11 protein-coding genes and 1 other RNA gene are annotated in these 18,129 nt (G+C 54.7%); all 12 read left to right on the top strand.

The genetic code is table 11. The features are described 5' to 3' along the window. The first annotated feature begins 141 nt into the window (after nucleotides 1–141). The 12 genes from ACPV0M_RS07275 (at nucleotide 142) to ACPV0M_RS07220 (ending at nucleotide 18,125) form a co-directional block, all read left to right on the top strand. The gene (locus ACPV0M_RS07275) at nucleotides 142–546 is read left to right on the top strand and encodes a helix-turn-helix transcriptional regulator (protein WP_425620013.1); all 405 of its coding nucleotides are present in this window, start codon (nucleotides 142–144) and stop codon (nucleotides 544–546) included. 60 nt (nucleotides 547–606) lie between these two features. Further along, nucleotides 607–995, top strand: an RNA gene (gene rnpB, locus ACPV0M_RS07270) — RNase P RNA component class A. 675 nt (nucleotides 996–1,670) lie between these two features. Further along, nucleotides 1,671–2,165, top strand: a complete 495-nt coding sequence (locus tag ACPV0M_RS07265) for a MerR family transcriptional regulator (RefSeq protein WP_425620012.1) — start codon at nucleotides 1,671–1,673, stop codon at nucleotides 2,163–2,165. A gap of 99 nt (nucleotides 2,166–2,264) precedes the next feature. Next, entirely contained in the window at nucleotides 2,265–4,325 is a 2,061-nt protein-coding gene (dcm, locus tag ACPV0M_RS07260; protein WP_425620011.1) for a DNA (cytosine-5-)-methyltransferase, read from the top strand. Next, the gene (locus tag ACPV0M_RS07255) at nucleotides 4,213–5,586 is read left to right on the top strand and encodes an ATP-binding protein (protein WP_425620010.1); all 1,374 of its coding nucleotides are present in this window, start codon (nucleotides 4,213–4,215) and stop codon (nucleotides 5,584–5,586) included. The genes dcm and ACPV0M_RS07255 overlap by 113 nt, the downstream gene beginning before the upstream one ends. Beyond that, nucleotides 5,583–8,240, top strand: a complete 2,658-nt coding sequence (locus ACPV0M_RS07250; protein WP_425620009.1) for a Z1 domain-containing protein — start codon at nucleotides 5,583–5,585, stop codon at nucleotides 8,238–8,240. Before ACPV0M_RS07255 ends, ACPV0M_RS07250 begins: the two co-directional genes overlap by 4 nt. Continuing rightward, nucleotides 8,234–9,238, top strand: coding sequence for a PD-(D/E)XK motif protein (locus tag ACPV0M_RS07245; protein WP_425620008.1), 1,005 nt, complete (start codon nucleotides 8,234–8,236; stop codon nucleotides 9,236–9,238). The genes ACPV0M_RS07250 and ACPV0M_RS07245 overlap by 7 nt, the downstream gene beginning before the upstream one ends. A 328-nt stretch (nucleotides 9,239–9,566) precedes the next feature. Beyond that, complete coding sequence (locus tag ACPV0M_RS07240) at nucleotides 9,567–10,730, top strand: tyrosine-type recombinase/integrase (protein ID WP_425620007.1); 1,164 nt, start codon at nucleotides 9,567–9,569, stop codon at nucleotides 10,728–10,730. Nucleotides 10,731–11,216: 486 nt separating this feature from the next. After that, entirely contained in the window at nucleotides 11,217–12,065 is an 849-nt protein-coding gene (locus ACPV0M_RS07235; protein WP_425620006.1) for a tyrosine-type recombinase/integrase, read from the top strand. Nucleotides 12,066–12,330: 265 nt separating this feature from the next. Next, nucleotides 12,331–13,881 (top strand): N-6 DNA methylase, encoded by a 1,551-nt coding sequence (locus ACPV0M_RS07230; RefSeq protein WP_425620005.1) that lies wholly within the window; start codon nucleotides 12,331–12,333, stop codon nucleotides 13,879–13,881. Beyond that, complete coding sequence (locus tag ACPV0M_RS07225; protein ID WP_425620004.1) at nucleotides 13,874–15,259, top strand: restriction endonuclease subunit S; 1,386 nt, start codon at nucleotides 13,874–13,876, stop codon at nucleotides 15,257–15,259. The genes ACPV0M_RS07230 and ACPV0M_RS07225 overlap by 8 nt, the downstream gene beginning before the upstream one ends. Next, complete coding sequence (locus tag ACPV0M_RS07220; RefSeq protein ID WP_425620003.1) at nucleotides 15,243–18,125, top strand: type I restriction endonuclease subunit R; 2,883 nt, start codon at nucleotides 15,243–15,245, stop codon at nucleotides 18,123–18,125. Before ACPV0M_RS07225 ends, ACPV0M_RS07220 begins: the two co-directional genes overlap by 17 nt. The last annotated feature ends 4 nt before the right edge of the window (nucleotides 18,126–18,129 follow it).

Here is an 18,129-nt window from a genome sequence, read left to right as displayed (position 1 = left end):
AGCAAAACTGCGAAAACAAGGTTAATGGGAAAATACTTTGGCCATTCCGGGAGCAGCCTGGTTTGCACTGCTATAGTTGGCAACGATAACATATTATCGGTGATAACGATGAACTTTGGTTTAAGTATAGCAAAAATTAGAATGGATCGGGGAATTTCTCAGGCAGACCTAGCACGGCAGGCTGGTATTTCCCAGTCTACGGTGAGCGATATCGAAAGCGGGAAGACCGACCCCAGGGTCTCGACCGCCCTGAAACTCTTGTATCTGCTGGATATCAGGTATATGGAGATTGTTTCAAACGGCAAACATTACGGTCTTCGCCCGGTGATGCATACGAGGCCGGGTGCGGACCGGAAAGTCTTTGAAGAGGCCATCGACTGCTTGACGGCCATACGTGGCCGGGCGCAGTTGGCTGTGGAGCAGGTGGAGCGGGAAAGCTTCCCACTGTCCAGGCAAACCCTGGGGCAATTAAGATTACTGATTGACGAGGCCGATAGGCTGGCGCAAATTCTTGGCAGCGGGTACCGTAAAAAGTCCAGAAGATAAGCCCTGCCTGCGGGGCTGCTTGTTTTTCGACAGAATAAGTGATAACATATAATTCGCGGGTGAGTAGGCCAGATGGTCGCGGCCGCTTGAGCGGCTGAGGAAAGTCCGAGCTCCGCAGGGCAGGGTGCTGGGTAACGCCCAGTGGGGGCGACCCCAAGGCAAGTGCCACAGAAATGTGTACCGCCTGTTGGGAAGTGAGAAGTGAGAGGTCACGACTAACTTCTCACATCTCACTTCTCAATAGGTAAGGGTGGAACGGTGCGGTAAGAGCGCACCAGCGGTCAGGTGACTGGCCGGCTAGGTAAACCCCACCCGGAGCAAGACCGAATAGGGGGACAATGGAGTGGCCCGCTCCGTCCCCGGGTTAGGTCGCTAGAGGCGCCTGGCGACAGGCGTCCCAGATAGATGACCATCCACGACAGAACTCGGCTTACAGGCCTGCTCACCCGCGCCAAACTGCGGCATAACCCGTGGTTTGGCCTTTTAATGTGCGGCTGGCAGAAGGGTTACAGCGGAGTTTGCACCTCAGGGAATACGCAGGAGTTATGGAGCTGTTCTTGGTCTTCGACATCGCGAAAGGCATTCCTGCCAGGCTCACGAAGATTCTTCCATCGGTGTTGACTCAGCGCCTGGCAGTGGTGTGGAACCAAGTCAAGTGAAGTAGTTTCTCACCCGGCCGGCGTGACCGGCGGGGTGCATTCGCAGAATGAGCTGGCTTTCGGCATGATCGAAAGGCCGCAGCATTGTAGGTGCAAACCTGCTTGTTGCGGTTTTTTTGCTTTTCGTGGGGACTGCTGTGGAGGTTACCGAGGTGGGTGGCGACGGACTCTCGACGAGGCCACAAGAGCCTGCTTTGATGTTTGCACCGGTCCTCCGTGGGATGCCACCGGATGTAGTTGACGCCGATCAGTCAATGCCATAGCCTGCCACCGGATGGGTCAATTCCCAACCGGCGCCAGTGGCTCAAAAGCACGTCGGCGTTGAGGACAGCCGTCGAAGGTTGATCTACAGGTGGCGGCGAGCTACTTGGCGTGGGAGTAATAATGCCATGACTGTGCCGCAGAATAAGTTTCCAGGTGCCGTTGACATGTCCAGACCTTTCCCGGTATGATGGCGGCAAGGGATTGAATGGAGTTGATTCGGTTATGAAATCGGGAGCCACCCTGGTCCGGGGTTTCACGGCCAAGGACGCCGTGAAGCTCACCGGGGTTCCGTACGATCGCTTGGATTATTGGGACAGAAGCGGTTTTCTCAAACCGGGGATGCTTGCGGCAAGAGGGAAGGGTTCAAAGAGGCTGTATAGTTTTCGGGACCTTGTGGCGCTGCGTACCGCAAGGGAGCTTCGTGATCTCGGTGTGCCATTACAGACGCTCAGGAGAGTCATGGACTATCTACGCCAGATCAAGGAGTTGGAGTACCCTTTGTCGGAGATGCGACTTGTCGTGGCGGGAAATGACATAATTCTGGTCCAAGGGGAGAAAGAGCTTCTGAGTCTGCTGAGAATGCCGGGCCAAGGAGTGCTGCAACTGGTATACAATCTACCCCAAGCCGTTGAAGAACTCCGCCATAGGATCGAGAGACTCGGAGCACCCGCAAGAGATGTGTTCGAGCAAGCCTAACTGAGACTAGTCGCAATATATTCACGCCGTTGTTTTTGTCGAATCAGGGAGGAAATGGTATTGCTTGTGGCGAAGAAGCAGAAGTTGGGGGAGTAGTTCATGCCTTCCAGCATATCGAGTGATGCGTCAACCGCTACCAAGCCACCCAAGGGCAGGCCAGCAGTGCCGACGTACCGGGGACCCCGTCTGCGCTTGGACCCTCATCCAGAGGCTCCCGATCCCGTGAATCTTAAAGAGGTCAGAGCCTGGGTGCGGAGAGCTCCGCGCCCCACCGCTCTGGATCTGTTCTGCGGGGCGGGCGGCCTGAGTCTCGGCTTAGTCAATGCGGGTTTCACTGTGCTGGTGGGTGCCGACAATGATCCTTGGTCCGTCGAGACCCATCGGGCGAACATAGGGGGTCTTGGTTACCTCGGTGACTTGGCGGATCCGACCGATTTTCTCAATCATTTGGATGCTTGGGGGATCAGAAATGTTGATCTGGTTGCCGGCGGGGTTCCGTGCCAACCGTTTTCGCGCGCCGGAAGGTCCAAGATTAGAAGCCTAGTCCAAGCGGGCATCCGTCCCGAGGATGATCCGAGAACGGCTCTTTGGCGTTCCTTCGTTGAGGTGGTCAGGTGTTTGCGACCGCGCGCGGTTCTGCTGGAGAATGTTCCTGACCTGGCGGTGTGGAACGATGGCGCGGTGCTGGTAGGCTTTCGGGATGCACTTCGCCAGCTGGGTTACACGACCACCGCTCGTATTGTAAACGCCTTTGATCACGGGGTGCCCCAGCACCGTGCCCGGTTGTTCGTGATCGGGCTGAGGGCGGGCCGCAGATTTGAATGGCCGGAAGCGGAGCCCATCCAAAACTCTTTGCGCGATGCAATCGGGGATCTACCAGAGGTTCCACCGGCTCACCGCATCGAGCGCCTTCCCTACGAGGGCCCCCTAACAGCACTCCAAAGACGTCTGCGCCAAGGCGTGCCGGAGTCGGATCGCGGGTGGGTCTACGATCACATCACCCGAGACGTCAGGCCTGATGATGCCGAGGCCTTCGCATTGCTCAAACCGGGGCAAACGTACAAGGATCTACCCAAGCATCTTCAGCGCTATCGAAGCGATATATTCACGGACAAGTACAACCGTCTGCGATGGGACGGGTTGAGCCGGACCATCACGGCCCACATGGCCAAGGATGCGTATTGGTACATTCACCCGGAACAGGACCGAACGCTTTCCATACGCGAAGCGGCGAGGGTGCAGACATTCCCGGACTGGTTCCGTTTTGCGGGGGAACCCAGTCACCGTTTCAGGCAGATTGGGAATGCGGTTCCTCCGCTTCTGGCAGAGGCGCTCGGGCGCAATCTTGCCAAGGCGTTGATGCAGCGTGGATGCAGGCGCACCGTCGAAACCCACTTTCGCAAGGACCTGCTGCGGTGGCACAAAAACGACGCGAGGTCCTTCCCTTGGCGGTGCGGGGCGGATCCGTGGCATGTCCTCATGGCTGAAACCTGTCTGCGTCGCACCCGGGCGGACCAAGTCGTGCCCGTATACCGATCGCTTACCGAGATTGCGAAAACCCCCCAGATGATGGTGGAGAACGCGGAAGCGGTGCTGGCGGCCATGCGATCCCTCGGTCTTCATTGGCGGGCCGAGAACATGCTCGAAATAGCCAGGGCAATTGTGGAGCAACACGAGAACAGAGTTCCGAATTCCATCGAGGGGCTGCTCGGTCTACCGGGTGTTGGTGACTACACCGCCCATGCCGTAATGGTCTTCGCCTTTGGTCGTTGTGCGGTGCTGTTGGATACCAACACGGAGCGTGTGTTGAAACGCCTGCGCGGTGTCACGAAGATGGACAAATGGCAGATTCGCTCCGATATCTACGACTTCGCGGGGTCCGCGGGAGCGGATGCGGCCTTCAACTATGCCCTGATCGATTTGGCGGCGCTGATCTGCAGGCCTCGGGAGCCTCTTTGCTCGCAATGTCCCGTGAAACGACATTGTGAATCCGCCGCAGATGATAAGGCTGCGCGTTGCAGGAGGGATTGCAGTAGGGGGGCTGTTGATGGTGAGGTCGGTGACTCTTGTTCCGTCGGCACAGAGGTTGATGGAATCGCTTCGCGACTTGGGCTACGATCTACCCACGGCCATTGCCGATCTTGTCGACAACAGCATTGAGGCGGACGCGACCGAGGTCAGGATTGATTTCCACTTTGCGGGCACCGATTCCTGGATTCGCATCGCCGATAACGGCAGGGGCATGTCACCCCCCGAGCTTGATGAAGCATTGCGGTACGGAACGCGGCGCTCTTATGACGAAAGGCATTTGGGGAGGTTCGGCCTGGGCCTGAAAACAGCTTCTTTGAGCCAGTGCCAGTGTCTGACGGTGGCCACGCGTGCCAGAGAGGAGCCCGAGCGGATTGAGGTAAGACGTTGGGATCTCGCCCACGTGGGAGAAACGGATTCGTGGGATGCTCTGAAACTGGATGTTTCCGAATGTCGCACCGAATGCGTGGAGCCTTTGAAAGAAACCAGCGGGGTCGTCGTTTTCTGGGAGAGACTCGACCGGATTCTGAACTACAGGGACCCGTCCGGCGGTTGGGCCAAGGAGGGTTTCGCCCGTCTTTGCAGGAACGTGGAGGAGCATCTGGCCATGGTGTTCCACAGATTTCTTTCGGGCGAGGCAAGACGAACACTGCCTCTGAACATCTTCATCAATGGTAATCCGGTCAAGCCATGGGATCCATTCGCTCGATCCGAACCGGCCACCCAGTCACTGGGTAGTCAGAAACTCTTTCTTCGCGGTGCCGGACGAACCCTCAGTGTGACCGTGCGTTCCTATGTCCTCCCCAGCGAGGCTCAATTCTCATCGGCCCGAGCCCGGGAGGCGGCATCGGGTCCCAAGAAGTGGAATCGCCAGCAAGGTTTCTACATCTACCGCGCGGATCGCATGATCCAGAGCGGTGGGTGGAACCGCCTCCGCACTCTCGACGAGCACACCAAGCTTGCCAGAATAGCGATTGATTTTTCTCCCATGGCGGATGCGGCTTTCAGGATTAACGTTGCAAAGATGAGCGTGCAGCTTCCGGACGAGATCAGAAACAGTCTGGCGGCCATCGCAAGCGCCGTGGTTGCCAGGGCGAAGGAAGCGTACCGCTCTCATGGGACCGCCCCCCCGGGGCGATCGGGCGGGTCAAGAGCTGGTTCAAGCACGGGGAGTAGGGATGTTGAACGCACGACACCAAAGAGCACAACGCCTTCTGAGTACGAAGCCGAATCTCAACCGGCGGATCGGCGCCTGGCTCGATCGGTAATAACGGTATTGAAGCGTGAGCTCGCCGAACACCCGGAACTCCTTTCAAGAGTGCTGTCGGCCCTGGCCGAACTCAGTGCCGATTTCCTGCCGAACGATGCCGGAAGGGATGATGCGTGGGAGTGAGTACGAGCATAACCTACGATGATGCGTTGCGAATCGCACGCACCCTGATGGATGCCGGTCATTGTGACATCGAGACCGCGATCGGCAATCCCGCAATTCCACAGGAGTACAGGGCCGACATCCGAAATGATCTTGAAAGGGAGCGTGTGATCACCATTCGTGACCCCAACATGGTCGAGGATCACGAGCGGCGGCACACACCCTGGCTGCATGCGGTGGATCGCCAGTCCTGGTACTACTGGCCGCGCCTGAGGGCATTTCTCATTGACCAGAAAGGATGGCCGGAGCCCACCGTCCGCTCCGTCGATGATACCACCGACAGGATCCTGGGGGCCATGGAGAATCCTCTGCAACCTGGTGAGTTCTTCACCCGTGGCTTGGTTGTCGGGTATGTTCAGAGTGGGAAGACCGCAAACTACTCGGCCCTGATTGCAAAGGCGGCCGACACGGGGTACAGGTTGATCGTGGTGCTAACCGGCGTTCACAACTCCCTTCGCCTCCAGACACAGAAGCGACTCACATCCGAGTTGGTCGGTGTGATCAATGGCCGGCCCATTGGTGTGGGCTGGCCGGAGCAGAACCGGGAGTGGCACACGTTTACGGCCCCAAGCATTGAGGGTGACTTTGATCCCGGAAACGCCAGCGCTGCGGCTCTCGCCGGACCGAATCCGATCCTCATCGTGGCCAAGAAAAACTCATTTGTGTTGAATAGGATTATCAACTGGCTTGACACAGCCCACGAGGAAACGCGCAGAAGCGTTCCGTGCCTGGTTATAGATGACGAAGCCGACCAAGCGTCGGTGAACACAGGCGGGAATCGGCCGTTCGAGGATGGAGAGGATTTTGAACTCGCCGATTTACCGGAGGTGGAACCCCCCAGCCGCATCAACGATTTGATTCGCGGTATGTTGAAGCGTTTTTCCAAGGTCGCCTATGTCGGTTACACGGCAACCCCCTTCGCCAACGTGTTGATTGATCACGAGGCGGTGGACGCTATCTCCGGCAATGATCTTTATCCGAGAGACTTTATCGTTGCCCTTCCGCGCCCGCACGGCTACTATGGTGCCCGGGATATCTTCGGGCGGCCGGAGGACGATACCGATGGCCTGAACGTGATAAGACTGGTAGCCGACGGGGATGTGCATCTACTGGTTCCCGCCCGCAGATCCGATGTCAATACGTTCCACCCAAGTCTTCCCGAGAGTCTGGACCGGGCTTTCATGGACTTCATTCTGGCCGGAGCAGCACGTGCCCAACGGGGCGATGGGGCGGAGCCGGCCACAATGCTGATTCACACATCCTATCTGGTGCCCGTTCAAAGGCGCTTGGCCGAATTGGTGAGGGAAAGGATTGGAAGAATAAGGGATGAGTGGCGCTATTTCCGCGGCGATGGGATGGCGGTACGGCTTCGGAGAAGATGGGAGGAGGATTTCCGCCCAGTGACGCGGGCGGCCAATCGGGAACTGGATGTTCCATTCCAGGATATCGAGGCACGTGTGGGTGAGTTTCTGGAGCAACTGACGGTGGTTGAACTGAACAGTGATTCGGAGGACGAGTTGGATTACGACAGGGATCCATCTCTGAAGGCCGTGGTCATCGGGGGTAATCGACTCTCCCGGGGTCTCACCCTTGAGGGACTTCTGACAAGTTACTACGTCCGCAGAGCGCGCAATTACGATACCCTGATGCAGATGGGTCGCTGGTTTGGTTTTCGCAATGGTTATGCCGACCTGACGAGAATCCATACCACATCAGAATTGGCGCAGTGGTTTCGAGATTTGGCCACGGTTGAAGAGGAGCTTCGCGATGAGATCGCTCGTTACGAACGTGAACGGCTGACCCCCCTCGATCTGGGGGTGAAGATTCGCCAGCACCCATCCATGCTTGTCACCAGTCCGCTGAAAATGAGGGCGGCCTCAACAATTCACATATCGTTTGCCGGAGGGTTCGTACAAACCATTACCTTTCCGTTGCATGACCGGAACTGGCTCAGGGATAATATTGAGGTCACTCGAGGCTTTCTTTCCACCCTCGGTCATCCCACCGATCATGATGGGGCTGGACGTCCATTGTGGCGACCCGTGGCAGGAACGACCATTTTGGACTTTCTTGCCCAGTACAAGATGGATCCGAACGCAACCCAGGTCAAGGCGGAACCCCTGAGGGATTTCATAAGAAGGCAAATAGAGCAGGATGAACTAACCGATTGGCTTGTGGGGGTTATGGGGTTATCGGAAAGAGATGAGCGACTTGGGACAATCGATCTGGGCATCGTTGGTGAACCGATCATCAACCTGATAGAACGAACCAGACTACGGGATTCGAATTCACTCAAGGCGATAACCTCCCGTCGTGATCAGGAAATCGGATTGACCCAAGAGCAGAAAGCGGAAGCCAAGAGCATGGAGCCCCAAGTGCCCTATCTGAAAGCCCTTCGAAGTGTGAGAGATCGCCGAGAGGGGGTGCTGTTGATTTACCCCATCAGCCGTTATTCGGGGATCGGTCGGACGCTGGGAGACAAGCGGGAGCCCCTTTTCTCGGATCCCGAACAAGGAGAGGACGTAATTGGAATTGCCCTCATCTTTCCCGAATCGGATACCGCGGCCACGGTGGAGTATGTGGTGGGTACGGTAGGAGCGGGTACGCAATGGTGAACGATGTCAGCGAGGCAATGTGGAACGAGATTGAGCAGAACCCAAGGGAGTTCGGTTACCTGAATGCAAAGCCTGTCACTCCCGGAATCGAACTCTTTTTGGCCGTCGATCACGAGGGATACCGTCACGCGCTGCTGCTCCTGGAAAGCTTTGAACAGGCCTTTGTCGATGATCGAAGTCGCGGTCTAACGGTGCGGGGTAGAGGGCTTGAGGTTGAGGGACAGTCGGGACGCCCGTTTCTGGACATTGTCTGCACGGATAGGAACGGTCACGACGCCTTCAACCTAGTGATTGCGGAAATCCTTCAGCGATTGGCCGCGGGTGACAGCGCTGCAGATGCGGTGAGATTAACGCTGGCTCGCTGGAGGAGATTCTGGGGGGGCTCTCCGGGCGCCGGTTTGTCCCGTGAGCAGGTCCGGGGCCTTTTCGGTGAGCTGTGGTTTCTGTTGGTGTGGCTCATCCCGCACGGTTTGGATAATGTCCGACACTGGACGGGCCCGACGGGGGCCCGGCACGATTTTCAGTGGCCCGTTTTCTCCGTCGAGGTCAAGACAACGGAGTCAATTCGGGGCCACGTGCATCGCATCAACGGTTTGGACCAGCTCGACCCTCCCGATAATGGGATCCTGTATCTGTTCAGTTTGAGAGTCAGGGAGGAAGCATCCTCGTCCAATTCCTTGGTGACTGCTGTTAACGGAATAATGGACGCCCTGAGCGGCAACCCGATTCTGCTGGACCTTTTTGAGGATCGATTGGCTCGAGCCGGATACTCACCCGTGCAGGCTGACAGATATTCTCAGATCCGCTTCAGGCTGGTGGGTGAACGGCTCTACCGCGTGGATTCCGGTTTTCCACGCTTATCAACGGCCTCCTTCGGCGGGGGGCTGCCTCGAGGCGTGGAGAGGGTGGAGTACGACATCAACCTGGAAACGTGCCCCGATCTGTTGGTCGGCAGGTCTCCCGCAGAACCGGGGCTGGATCTGACCCCCCGGCGGTAAAGTTGAAAGGATGCAGTTGATGGGTTGCAGCGTCTTTCAGCAATACTGAAGGTCATGGGAGAGCTGCGGGATGAGAACGGAGAAGAATTGCCTCACACTGAGATGCCATGGCGAGGTTTTTTTGGACATGGGGGTTGTCTACTTAAAACAGCCAGTGTAGAATATGGTTAAGATTACTGCGCGGCTTTCGCTGGCATGATCGGCGAAAGCATACTTGATTGAGGAACTAGGCTTTTCAGCATGACTGGAAGGTCGCGACATGCGGGTTAGACCCGTAGTTGCGGCCTTTTTGTTTTTTGGCATATCTGGAGTTCGGGGGCGGGGGACGATGACGTTCGAGGAAGCGATTGAGGCTTACTTTGAGGTCGGGGTGGTCTTGCGGGGCATGGCGTCTGGCACCGTGGAAGCCTACCGCTCTGATTTCCGCGACTTTGCCCGCTTCTTGGAAACCCAGGCCGTTGGTAAAGTTCGGGAAATCACCACCGCGGTCATTAACGCATACCTCCTTCGGTTGCGAAAACGCGGTCTGAGTCTAAGCACTGTGCATCGCCGGAAAAATGCACTCAGTTCATTGCTGTCATTCTGCAGACAGCAAGGCTGGGCTGATAGTAACCCGGTTGAAGGCGTAATGCTGCAGCCAAAACCTCAAAACGTACGAAATGTTGTCCTCAGCGACGAGGATGTAAGAGCATTTCTCAAGACGGATGTTACTTACCGTTCGGTCGACAGCTTGACCGTCACGGCCATCAAGCCGCTCCTAGTCTTCACAGGTTTACGTTGTTCTGAGATTGTAAAGGCGGACTGGGCGCATTTAGATTTAAATAACGGTTTACTAACAGTGTTTAACTCTAAGAACACTGCCAGGAAACATTTACCAAACGGTAAAGACCGTGACGTCCCTCTGTGCTCGTCCGTGATCAAGGCACTGAGCGACCTCCCATACCGAAAAGGACCGTTACTTCAAACCAAGAAAGGCCTGCAACTAAGCAATGACGCCCTTCGGGAGATTGTTGCCCGGCTGTCCCAGGTGGCTGGCCTCAAGTATGACGGTAAAGTATTAACGCCGCATTGCTTCAGGCACAGTCTCGCATCTAGGCTGGTTTCCCGGGGTTGTTCAGAGGCTGACATAGGACTCCTTTTGGGGCATAGACCCGCGACCGTAACGCAGATGTACATCCACTCGACGATCCAAAGGCTACGTGAGGCACTCCAAGGGTACGACCATGAGATCGCAGCGAAGAGGGATATGCAAGGCCAGGCCACACCGGGTGCCGACCATCCGCTTAATACCTCTACTGCAAACCAAAACGTCTATAACGAGGCACTATACTGGTGGACCGTGGTGGGCGGCGGACCGGTCAGCGACGAGTTCGTCTTGGGTTTCCTTCTGGGACGAAAGTCGGCAGTTCCTTTAGATAGACTACGTTTGCAACAGATTCATACCAGTCCAGGTGAGGGTCTTCATACGATGAGGATGCTCCACATTAAGTAAAATCGGACGCCGGTCGTGAGCAGGCTGTCCACTGACACAACTATGTTTTTCCCGGCTGACATTGAGTTCGTTAACGCCCTGAGCTGCGGAGGGCGACACTAATCGGTATTCCGTTGACTATTATGAGTTTTTCGATGGAACGGGTATCGCCCAGCGGGGTGCCCGGCCGAAAAGACTACCGCTGGCCCTCGTAGCTTTAACCGGGGAGCGCAGTGTTTCCCCCCGGTCGTAACGGCGGCTCTGAGCTACGACCATCAGGCGTCCAACGGACGTGGCATAAGGCCGGCCGCCGGCCGCGCGGGTGAAGTCGCCCGGCGAGGTACTCGTAATGCGGCAACAATGCTCAACAACTTACAACTAGAAACATGTTGGATAAACGGCCTTAAAACCGCCGGTCCCAGGCGACAAACAAGTATAGTCGGGAGAAAAAGGCGAGAAATGACCCTCCCGTGCTATGACTTAACTGTGCCCAAGAGGTGTTAAGAGATGACTTACAAAACGCTCACGGATCAATTGGATAGGCTCCACAAGCACAGCCGCCAGAACAGTATTGGTACCAAGCACCGTTATTACTCTGGCATGCGGCGCTTTCTACGGTTTGTGGCCGATGAGTTCAAATTACAGAAGATAGCTAACATCGCGGATAAACATTTGATTGCCTATGTCAATCATCTTAAAATGAAGGGATGCAAACCCGGTTATATTTGCACGGAATTATGTGCTATCAGATACTATCACGATCAAGTTGATGTTTGTCGGCCGCTTACCGTCAAGAATGCCCAGTTGGGCGTTGAGCCACGCCAGAAGATCGGCAACCGTGCGTGGACTGAAGAAGAACTTGCCGAGATCATTGCCGCTGCACTTGACGCAGGAAAACCGTGGGTGGCCGATGCGCTGATTCTGTCCCGGCAACTCGGCCTGCGCATACACGAAGTTGTCAGGCTTGACAGGGCGGATGCTGAACGGGTGCTCCGCGAAAACGAGCTGCGGGTGAAAGGTAAAGGTGGTCTGGTACGCCATATCCCCCTGACGAAAGAGGCTGCGGCCGCCCTCTCTCGTAGCAAGCAGAGAGTGCCCCGTGGGGCGAAGCTCTTCGTTCCGCCGGATAGGAAGGGCCACCAGGTCATTAAAGAGATTCAAGACTTTATTCGCCAGCACCGCCAGCCCAGACCAATACAGTTGACGTTTCACGGCCTACGCTACACGGACGCCCAGGAGAACTATAACGAATGCCTTGCTGCTGGTAAGACCAAAGAAGATGCGGAGAAGGAGACCGCCAGACGGCTGGGCCATCGTCGCCCCCGAGTGACACGGACCTATGTCGGACCGTTTTAATTCAAGATTACATTGGGGAGGAACTCGATCCCGGAAGGTATTCGATGCTTGGCGTCAAAACAAGCAACTATAAGAGATCAGTGTCTGCCTGCGGTTAGGTGATCGTCATCTCCGGATTAGCCATATAACCACTGTTCAGTGGGGTCGATTAACTGCCAAGCGTCACGTTACGCCCAGTGAACACCACTTGAGAAAGGCTGTCGGTAGCATCAGTTGGGACAGATAACTCAAGGCTTTATTGTTGCTTGGAAACGGAGGAAGGCTTGTGACGGAGAACAACGGCCTAGATCTGACTACCCTGGAGAACTGGCTTTGGGAAGCGGCCTGTGTCATTCGTGGCCCGGTAGATGCCCCAAAGTATAAGGACTATATATTGCCTCTGATCTTTTTAAAACGCCTTTCCGATGTCTTTGAGGATGAAGTGGCCAAGCTGGCCGACGAGATATTTGATAGTGTGGAAGAATCACTTGAGCAGGTGGATGAAGATCACGAGCTGGTCAGATTTTATTTTCCCCAAATCGCCCGCTGGTCATCCATTGCCCGGCAGACCACGAACATCGGGGAATATCTCACCGATGCCGTGCGGGCGGTGGCCCGGCAGAATCCCAAACTGCAGGGCATCTTTGAACACGTCGACTATAACGCCCGGGCAGCCGGCCAGCCAATTATAGACAACGACCGCCTTTTTAATCTGGTACAGATCCTCTCCCGTTACCGGTTGGGATTAAAAGACGTGGAGGCCGATATTCTGGGCCGGGCTTATGAATACTTGCTGCGTAAATTTGCCGAGGGTCAGGGGCAAAGCGCCGGCGAATTCTATACCCCCCGGGAAGTGACCTGGCTCATGGCCTATATCCTGGACCCCCAACCAGGTGATGAAATCTACGATCCGGCCTGTGGCTCCGGCGGTCTTTTGATCAAAAGCGTGCTGGCTTACCGGGAAGCATATGGGACTGATAGCCAGATCGCCCCGGTCAAGATTTACGGCCAGGAGATTAACTTTACCACCTTTGCCATGGCTAAAATGAACGCTTTCATCCATGATCTGGAGGCCGAAATCCGCCTGGGGGATACAATGGCCCGGCCGGCCTTTACCAGCCCCGATGGTTCCCTGCGTGTTTTTGATAAGGTGACCGCCAATCCCATGTGGAACCAGAAGTTCCCCCTTTCCATATATGAAGAAGACCCCTTTGACCGGTTTAAGTTTGGCGGTATCCCGCTGGCCTCCAGTGCCGACTGGGGCTGGATCCAGCACATGTTTGCCTCCCTGAAAGAAAACGGCAAGATGGCCGTTGTTTTAGACACCGGTTCCGTTTCCCGGGGCAGCGGCAACCAGGGCTCCAACCGGGAGCGGGACATCCGGAAAGTCTTCGTTGATAACGACCTGGTGGAATGTGTCATTCTGCTGCCGGAGAACCTGTTTTATAACACCACCGCCCCGGGCATTATCCTGGTGATCAATAAAGCCAAAAAACATCCGGGGGAAATTCTATTAATTAACGCATCCAGGCTATTTACCAAAGGGCGCCCGAAGAACTACCTGGCCGACGAGCATATAAAACAAATCTATGAGATTTACCGGGACTGGCGGGAAGAGGATGGCTTGAGCAAAATAATCCGTACCGAGGAAGCGGCCCGCAACGATTATAACCTCAGCCCTTCCCGCTACGTGTCCACCAACGGGAAAGAGGAATACCGGCCGGTGGAGGAAATCCTGGTCGAGCTGGCCGAAGTGGAAGAAGATCGGCAGGCGGTAGATAAGGAACTGAATGACATCCTGGGCAAGTTAGGTTTTGGGGGTTGGCTGAATGGGTAAGGAAGTTGGTGAGGTGATGGAGGGATATAAGGAGACGGAAATTGGGGTGCTGCCGGAGGAGTGGGATGTTGTAAGGATTGATGATTTAGTCATCGATATAGTATCAGGAGAATGGGGTAGTGAAAAGCAAATAAAAGGTTACATTCCTTGTTATGTCATTCGAGGCACTGATTTTCCTCAAGCATCGCTAGGTAGTTTAACAGGGATACCGGTACGGTTTCTGAGTCCGAAGAAATTAGAAAAGCGGAATGTTTTTGCTGGGGACGTTCTTGTTGAACTTTCTGGGGGCAGTAAAGATCAGCCCACTGGTCGGGTGTTAATGATAACGAAGCGTCTCTTAGATAGGTGTAGTCTACCTATTTGCTTTAGCAACTTTGTGAAGCTTCTCCGTCTACAGTCTAAATGCTATCCAGCATTTTTTGAACTCTATTGGCAATATCTTTATTCACAAGGAGCCACTCGTTTATATGAAAAACGTACTACTGGAATTAGGAACTTCAAACTAAACGATTTCTTATCTAATGAATATATCCCCCTCCCACCCCTCCCCGAGCAGCGCAAAATTGCCCATGTCCTTTCCACCATCCAGCGGGCTATCGAACTGCAGGACAGGATCATCGCCGCCGTCCGGGAATTAAAGCGGTCGCTTATGCGCCACCTCTTCACCTATGGCCCGGTACCTGTTGACCAGATTGACCGCGTCTCCCTGAAGGAAACCGAAATCGGCCCGGTTCCGGAACATTGGGATATTGTTCCGCTTGGTGAATGTGCTTTTGTTCAAACCGGAGTAGCAAAAGGCCGGAAATTGGAAGGAAGCGACATATTGGAGGTACCTTATCTGCGGGTCGCAAATGTTCAGGATGGATATCTTGATTTATCAGAAATTAAGTATATTAAAATTCGAAAATCTGAAGTGAAACGCTATTTACTCGAACCGGGAGATGTGGTTTTAACGGAAGGCGGGGACTTTGATAAACTAGGTCGTGGTTTTATATGGCGTGGTGGAATTCAAAACTGCGTTCATCAAAATCATATTTTTGCTATAAGAGTTAATCGCAGAATTTTGTTACCTGAATTCGTTGCTTATTTAATACAAAGTCATTATGGAAAATCATATTTTCTTAGTGTTGCACATCGAACGACGCATTTAGCCTGTATAAATACTACTAAACTCAAGACATTCCCTGTATTAATTCCGACCATCAATGAACAGCAAAAAATCGTTGCCATTTTGAGTTCGGTTGATCATAAAATCCAAGCAGAAGAAATTCGGAAGAATACCTTAGATGCCCTCTTCAAAACGCTTTTATACAACCTCATGACCGGCAAGGTGCGGGTTAAAGCCCTGGAGGTGAATGTCGATGCCCCTGGGCGGTGAACGGGCCACGGTTCAAAATCCCTTCATCCGCTACGCCAGTGAAACGGGCTGGCAGTATGTCGCCCCATCTGAGCTGGAGCTCCGGCGCGGCGGTGTGGGCGGGCTGGTGGTCCGGGATGTCTTCATCAGCCAGCTCCAGAGACTAAACCCCGGCGTAATGGATCATCTGCGGGCCGAAGAGGTATTAAAGCGGCTGGAGCGGGTGCCGCCCACCATTGAAGGGAACCTCCAGGCCTGGGAATACTTAAAGGGCCTGCGTTCGGTCTATGTGGAAACAGAAACAAGGGAGCGCAACATCCGCCTTATGGACCTGGACAACTGGCGGGCTAACGTCTTCCAGGTTTCCGATGAGTTTAGCTATACCAATGGCACCTATACCATCAGGGCCGATATTGTCTTCTTGGTTAACGGGTTTCCGGTGCTGGTGGTGGAAACAAAGTCCACCAGCGAGATCGAGGGCATCGCCAAAGCCTTAGACCAGCTGCGCCGCTACCATCGCGAGGCCCCGGAATTCATGGCCCTCCTGCAGGTATGTAACCTCACCCACCTGGTCCGCTTCTACTATGGAGCCAGCTGGAGCTTAAGCCGTAAAAACCTTTTCAACTGGCGGGACGAAAGCATAAGCCAGGATTTCGAATCCCTGGTGAAAAACTTCATCCATCCCCAGCGGGTTTTGCGGGTATTGACAGACTTTATCATGTTCACCCGTAAGGATGACGTTTTGAGCAAGGTTATCCTGCGCCCCCACCAGATGCGGGCCGTTGGCCGGGTGCTAAACCGCGCCGCCGACCCGGCCAAAAAGCGGGGGCTGGTCTGGCACACCCAGGGTTCGGGCAAGACCTACACCATGATCACCATTGCTAAAAAGCTCATTGAAGATCCCCGCTTTGATAACCCCACGGTGCTCATGCTGGTGGACCGCAACGAGCTGGAACAGCAGCTTTTTGGTAACCTATCCGCCTGCGGTCTGGGCCTGGTGGAAATAGCTCGGAGTAAGCGCCACTTAAGAGAACTTTTAGCTTCCGACCGGCGGGGTTTGATCGTGAGCATGATCCATAAATTCGACGACATGCCGGCGGACCTTAACCTGCGCTCCAATATTTTTGTCCTGGTGGATGAGGCCCACCGTACTACCGGCGGCGACCTGGGCAACTACCTGATGGGTGCCCTGCCCAACGCCACCTACATCGGTTTTACCGGCACCCCCATTGACCGCACGGCCCACGGCAAAGGGACCTTTAAAGTGTTTGGCTGCGAAGACCCCCAGGGCTACCTGGACAAGTACAGCATCGCCGAGTCCATAGAGGACCGGACGACGGTGCCGCTGCACTATGCCCTGGCTCCCAATGACCTGCGGGTGGACCGGGAGACACTGGATGAAGAATTCTTGAATCTCGCTGACGCTGAAGGAGTCAGTGACGTTGAGGAACTGAATAAGATCTTGGAGAAAGCCGTTACCTTAAAGAATATGCTCAAGAACCGGGAGCGCATCGACCGGATAGCCGCCTATGTGGCCCGGCATTATCGGGAATACGTGGAGCCGCTGGGTTATAAAGCTTTCTTGGTGGGAGTAGATCGGGAAGCGTGTGTTTTGTATAAAGAAGCTCTGGACAAACATCTGCCGCCTGAATACTCGTCGGTGGTGATCAGCCGGGGGCACAATGATGAACCTCACCTGGCACGTCATCATCTTTCCGAGGACGAAGAGAAGAGAATCCGTAAAGCCTTTGCCGACCCGGAATCCTTGCCTAAAATTCTCATTGTCACCGAGAAGTTGCTTACCGGTTACGATGCTCCGGTGCTGTATTGCATGTACCTGGACAAGCCCATGCGGGACCATGTGCTGCTGCAGGCCATTGCCCGGGTTAACCGGCCCTATGAGGATAAAGAAGGCCACCAGAAGCCGGCCGGCTTTGTCCTGGACTTTGTGGGTATCTTTGAAAACCTGGAGAAAGCCCTGGCCTTTGATTCCCGCGACGTGGAAGGGACCATCCAGCACCTCGACCTGTTAAAAGAACGTTTTGCGGAAATGATGGCCGTCGCTAGAAAGGATTACCTGTCCATTATTGAAAATTACAGTTATGACAAAGCAGCAGACAAAGCCCTGGAACATTTCCGGGGCCAAGAAAAAAAACAGGAATACTATAGTTTCTTTAAAGAACTGGCTAACCTTTATGAAATCCTTTCCCCCGACCCGTTTCTCCGAGACTATCTGGATGACTATGACCAGTTGGCCAGACTATACCGTCTTCTCCGGTCGACGGAGACAGTCCCTTTAGACAAAGAGCTAATGCGGAAGACAGCCCGGCTTGTACAGGAGCACACTCCGCCGGGGGCCATCAAAGATGCGGTGGACATCTATGAAATTACCGAACACACCCTGGAGAAGCTGGCCGAGGACACTGCTCCCTATACGGTCAAGGTGTTTAACCTTCTAAAAAGCATCACCGAAGCGGTCGCAGAAAGAGCCAAGCAGGCGCCTTACCTCCTTTCCATCGGAGAGATGGCCGAGAGAATCGCCCAGGCTTACCAGGAGCGGCAGTTAACCACCCAGGAAGCGCTGAAGCGCCTGCAGGAATTAATAGATGAGTATGTGGCGGCGGAAAAAGAGCGGGCCGAAAAAATGATGGCTCCGGAACCTTATGCCGTGTACTGGTTCCTAAAGCGGCAAAAGGTTAAGGGCGCTGAAACCGTGGCTCTTAATATGGCACAGGCATTTGAACGTTTTCCCTACTGGCACAACAGCGAAAAACAGGAACGGAATATTCGGCTTGAGCTTTACAAGAATCTTAAAGGAGCAGCAGTCAAGGAAATGAAGACTCTGGTGGACAGCATTTTGAGCCTTTTAAAGGGGGCTAGAAGGTGAGGAG

This window comes from Desulfosceptrum tomskiensis (assembly GCF_049818055.1).
Taxonomy (GTDB): Bacteria; Bacillota; Desulfotomaculia; order Desulfotomaculales; family JASEER01; genus JBFLVT01.
Note: the sequence above shows the minus strand (reverse complement) of the source record. Positions and strands in the feature narration are given on the sequence as shown.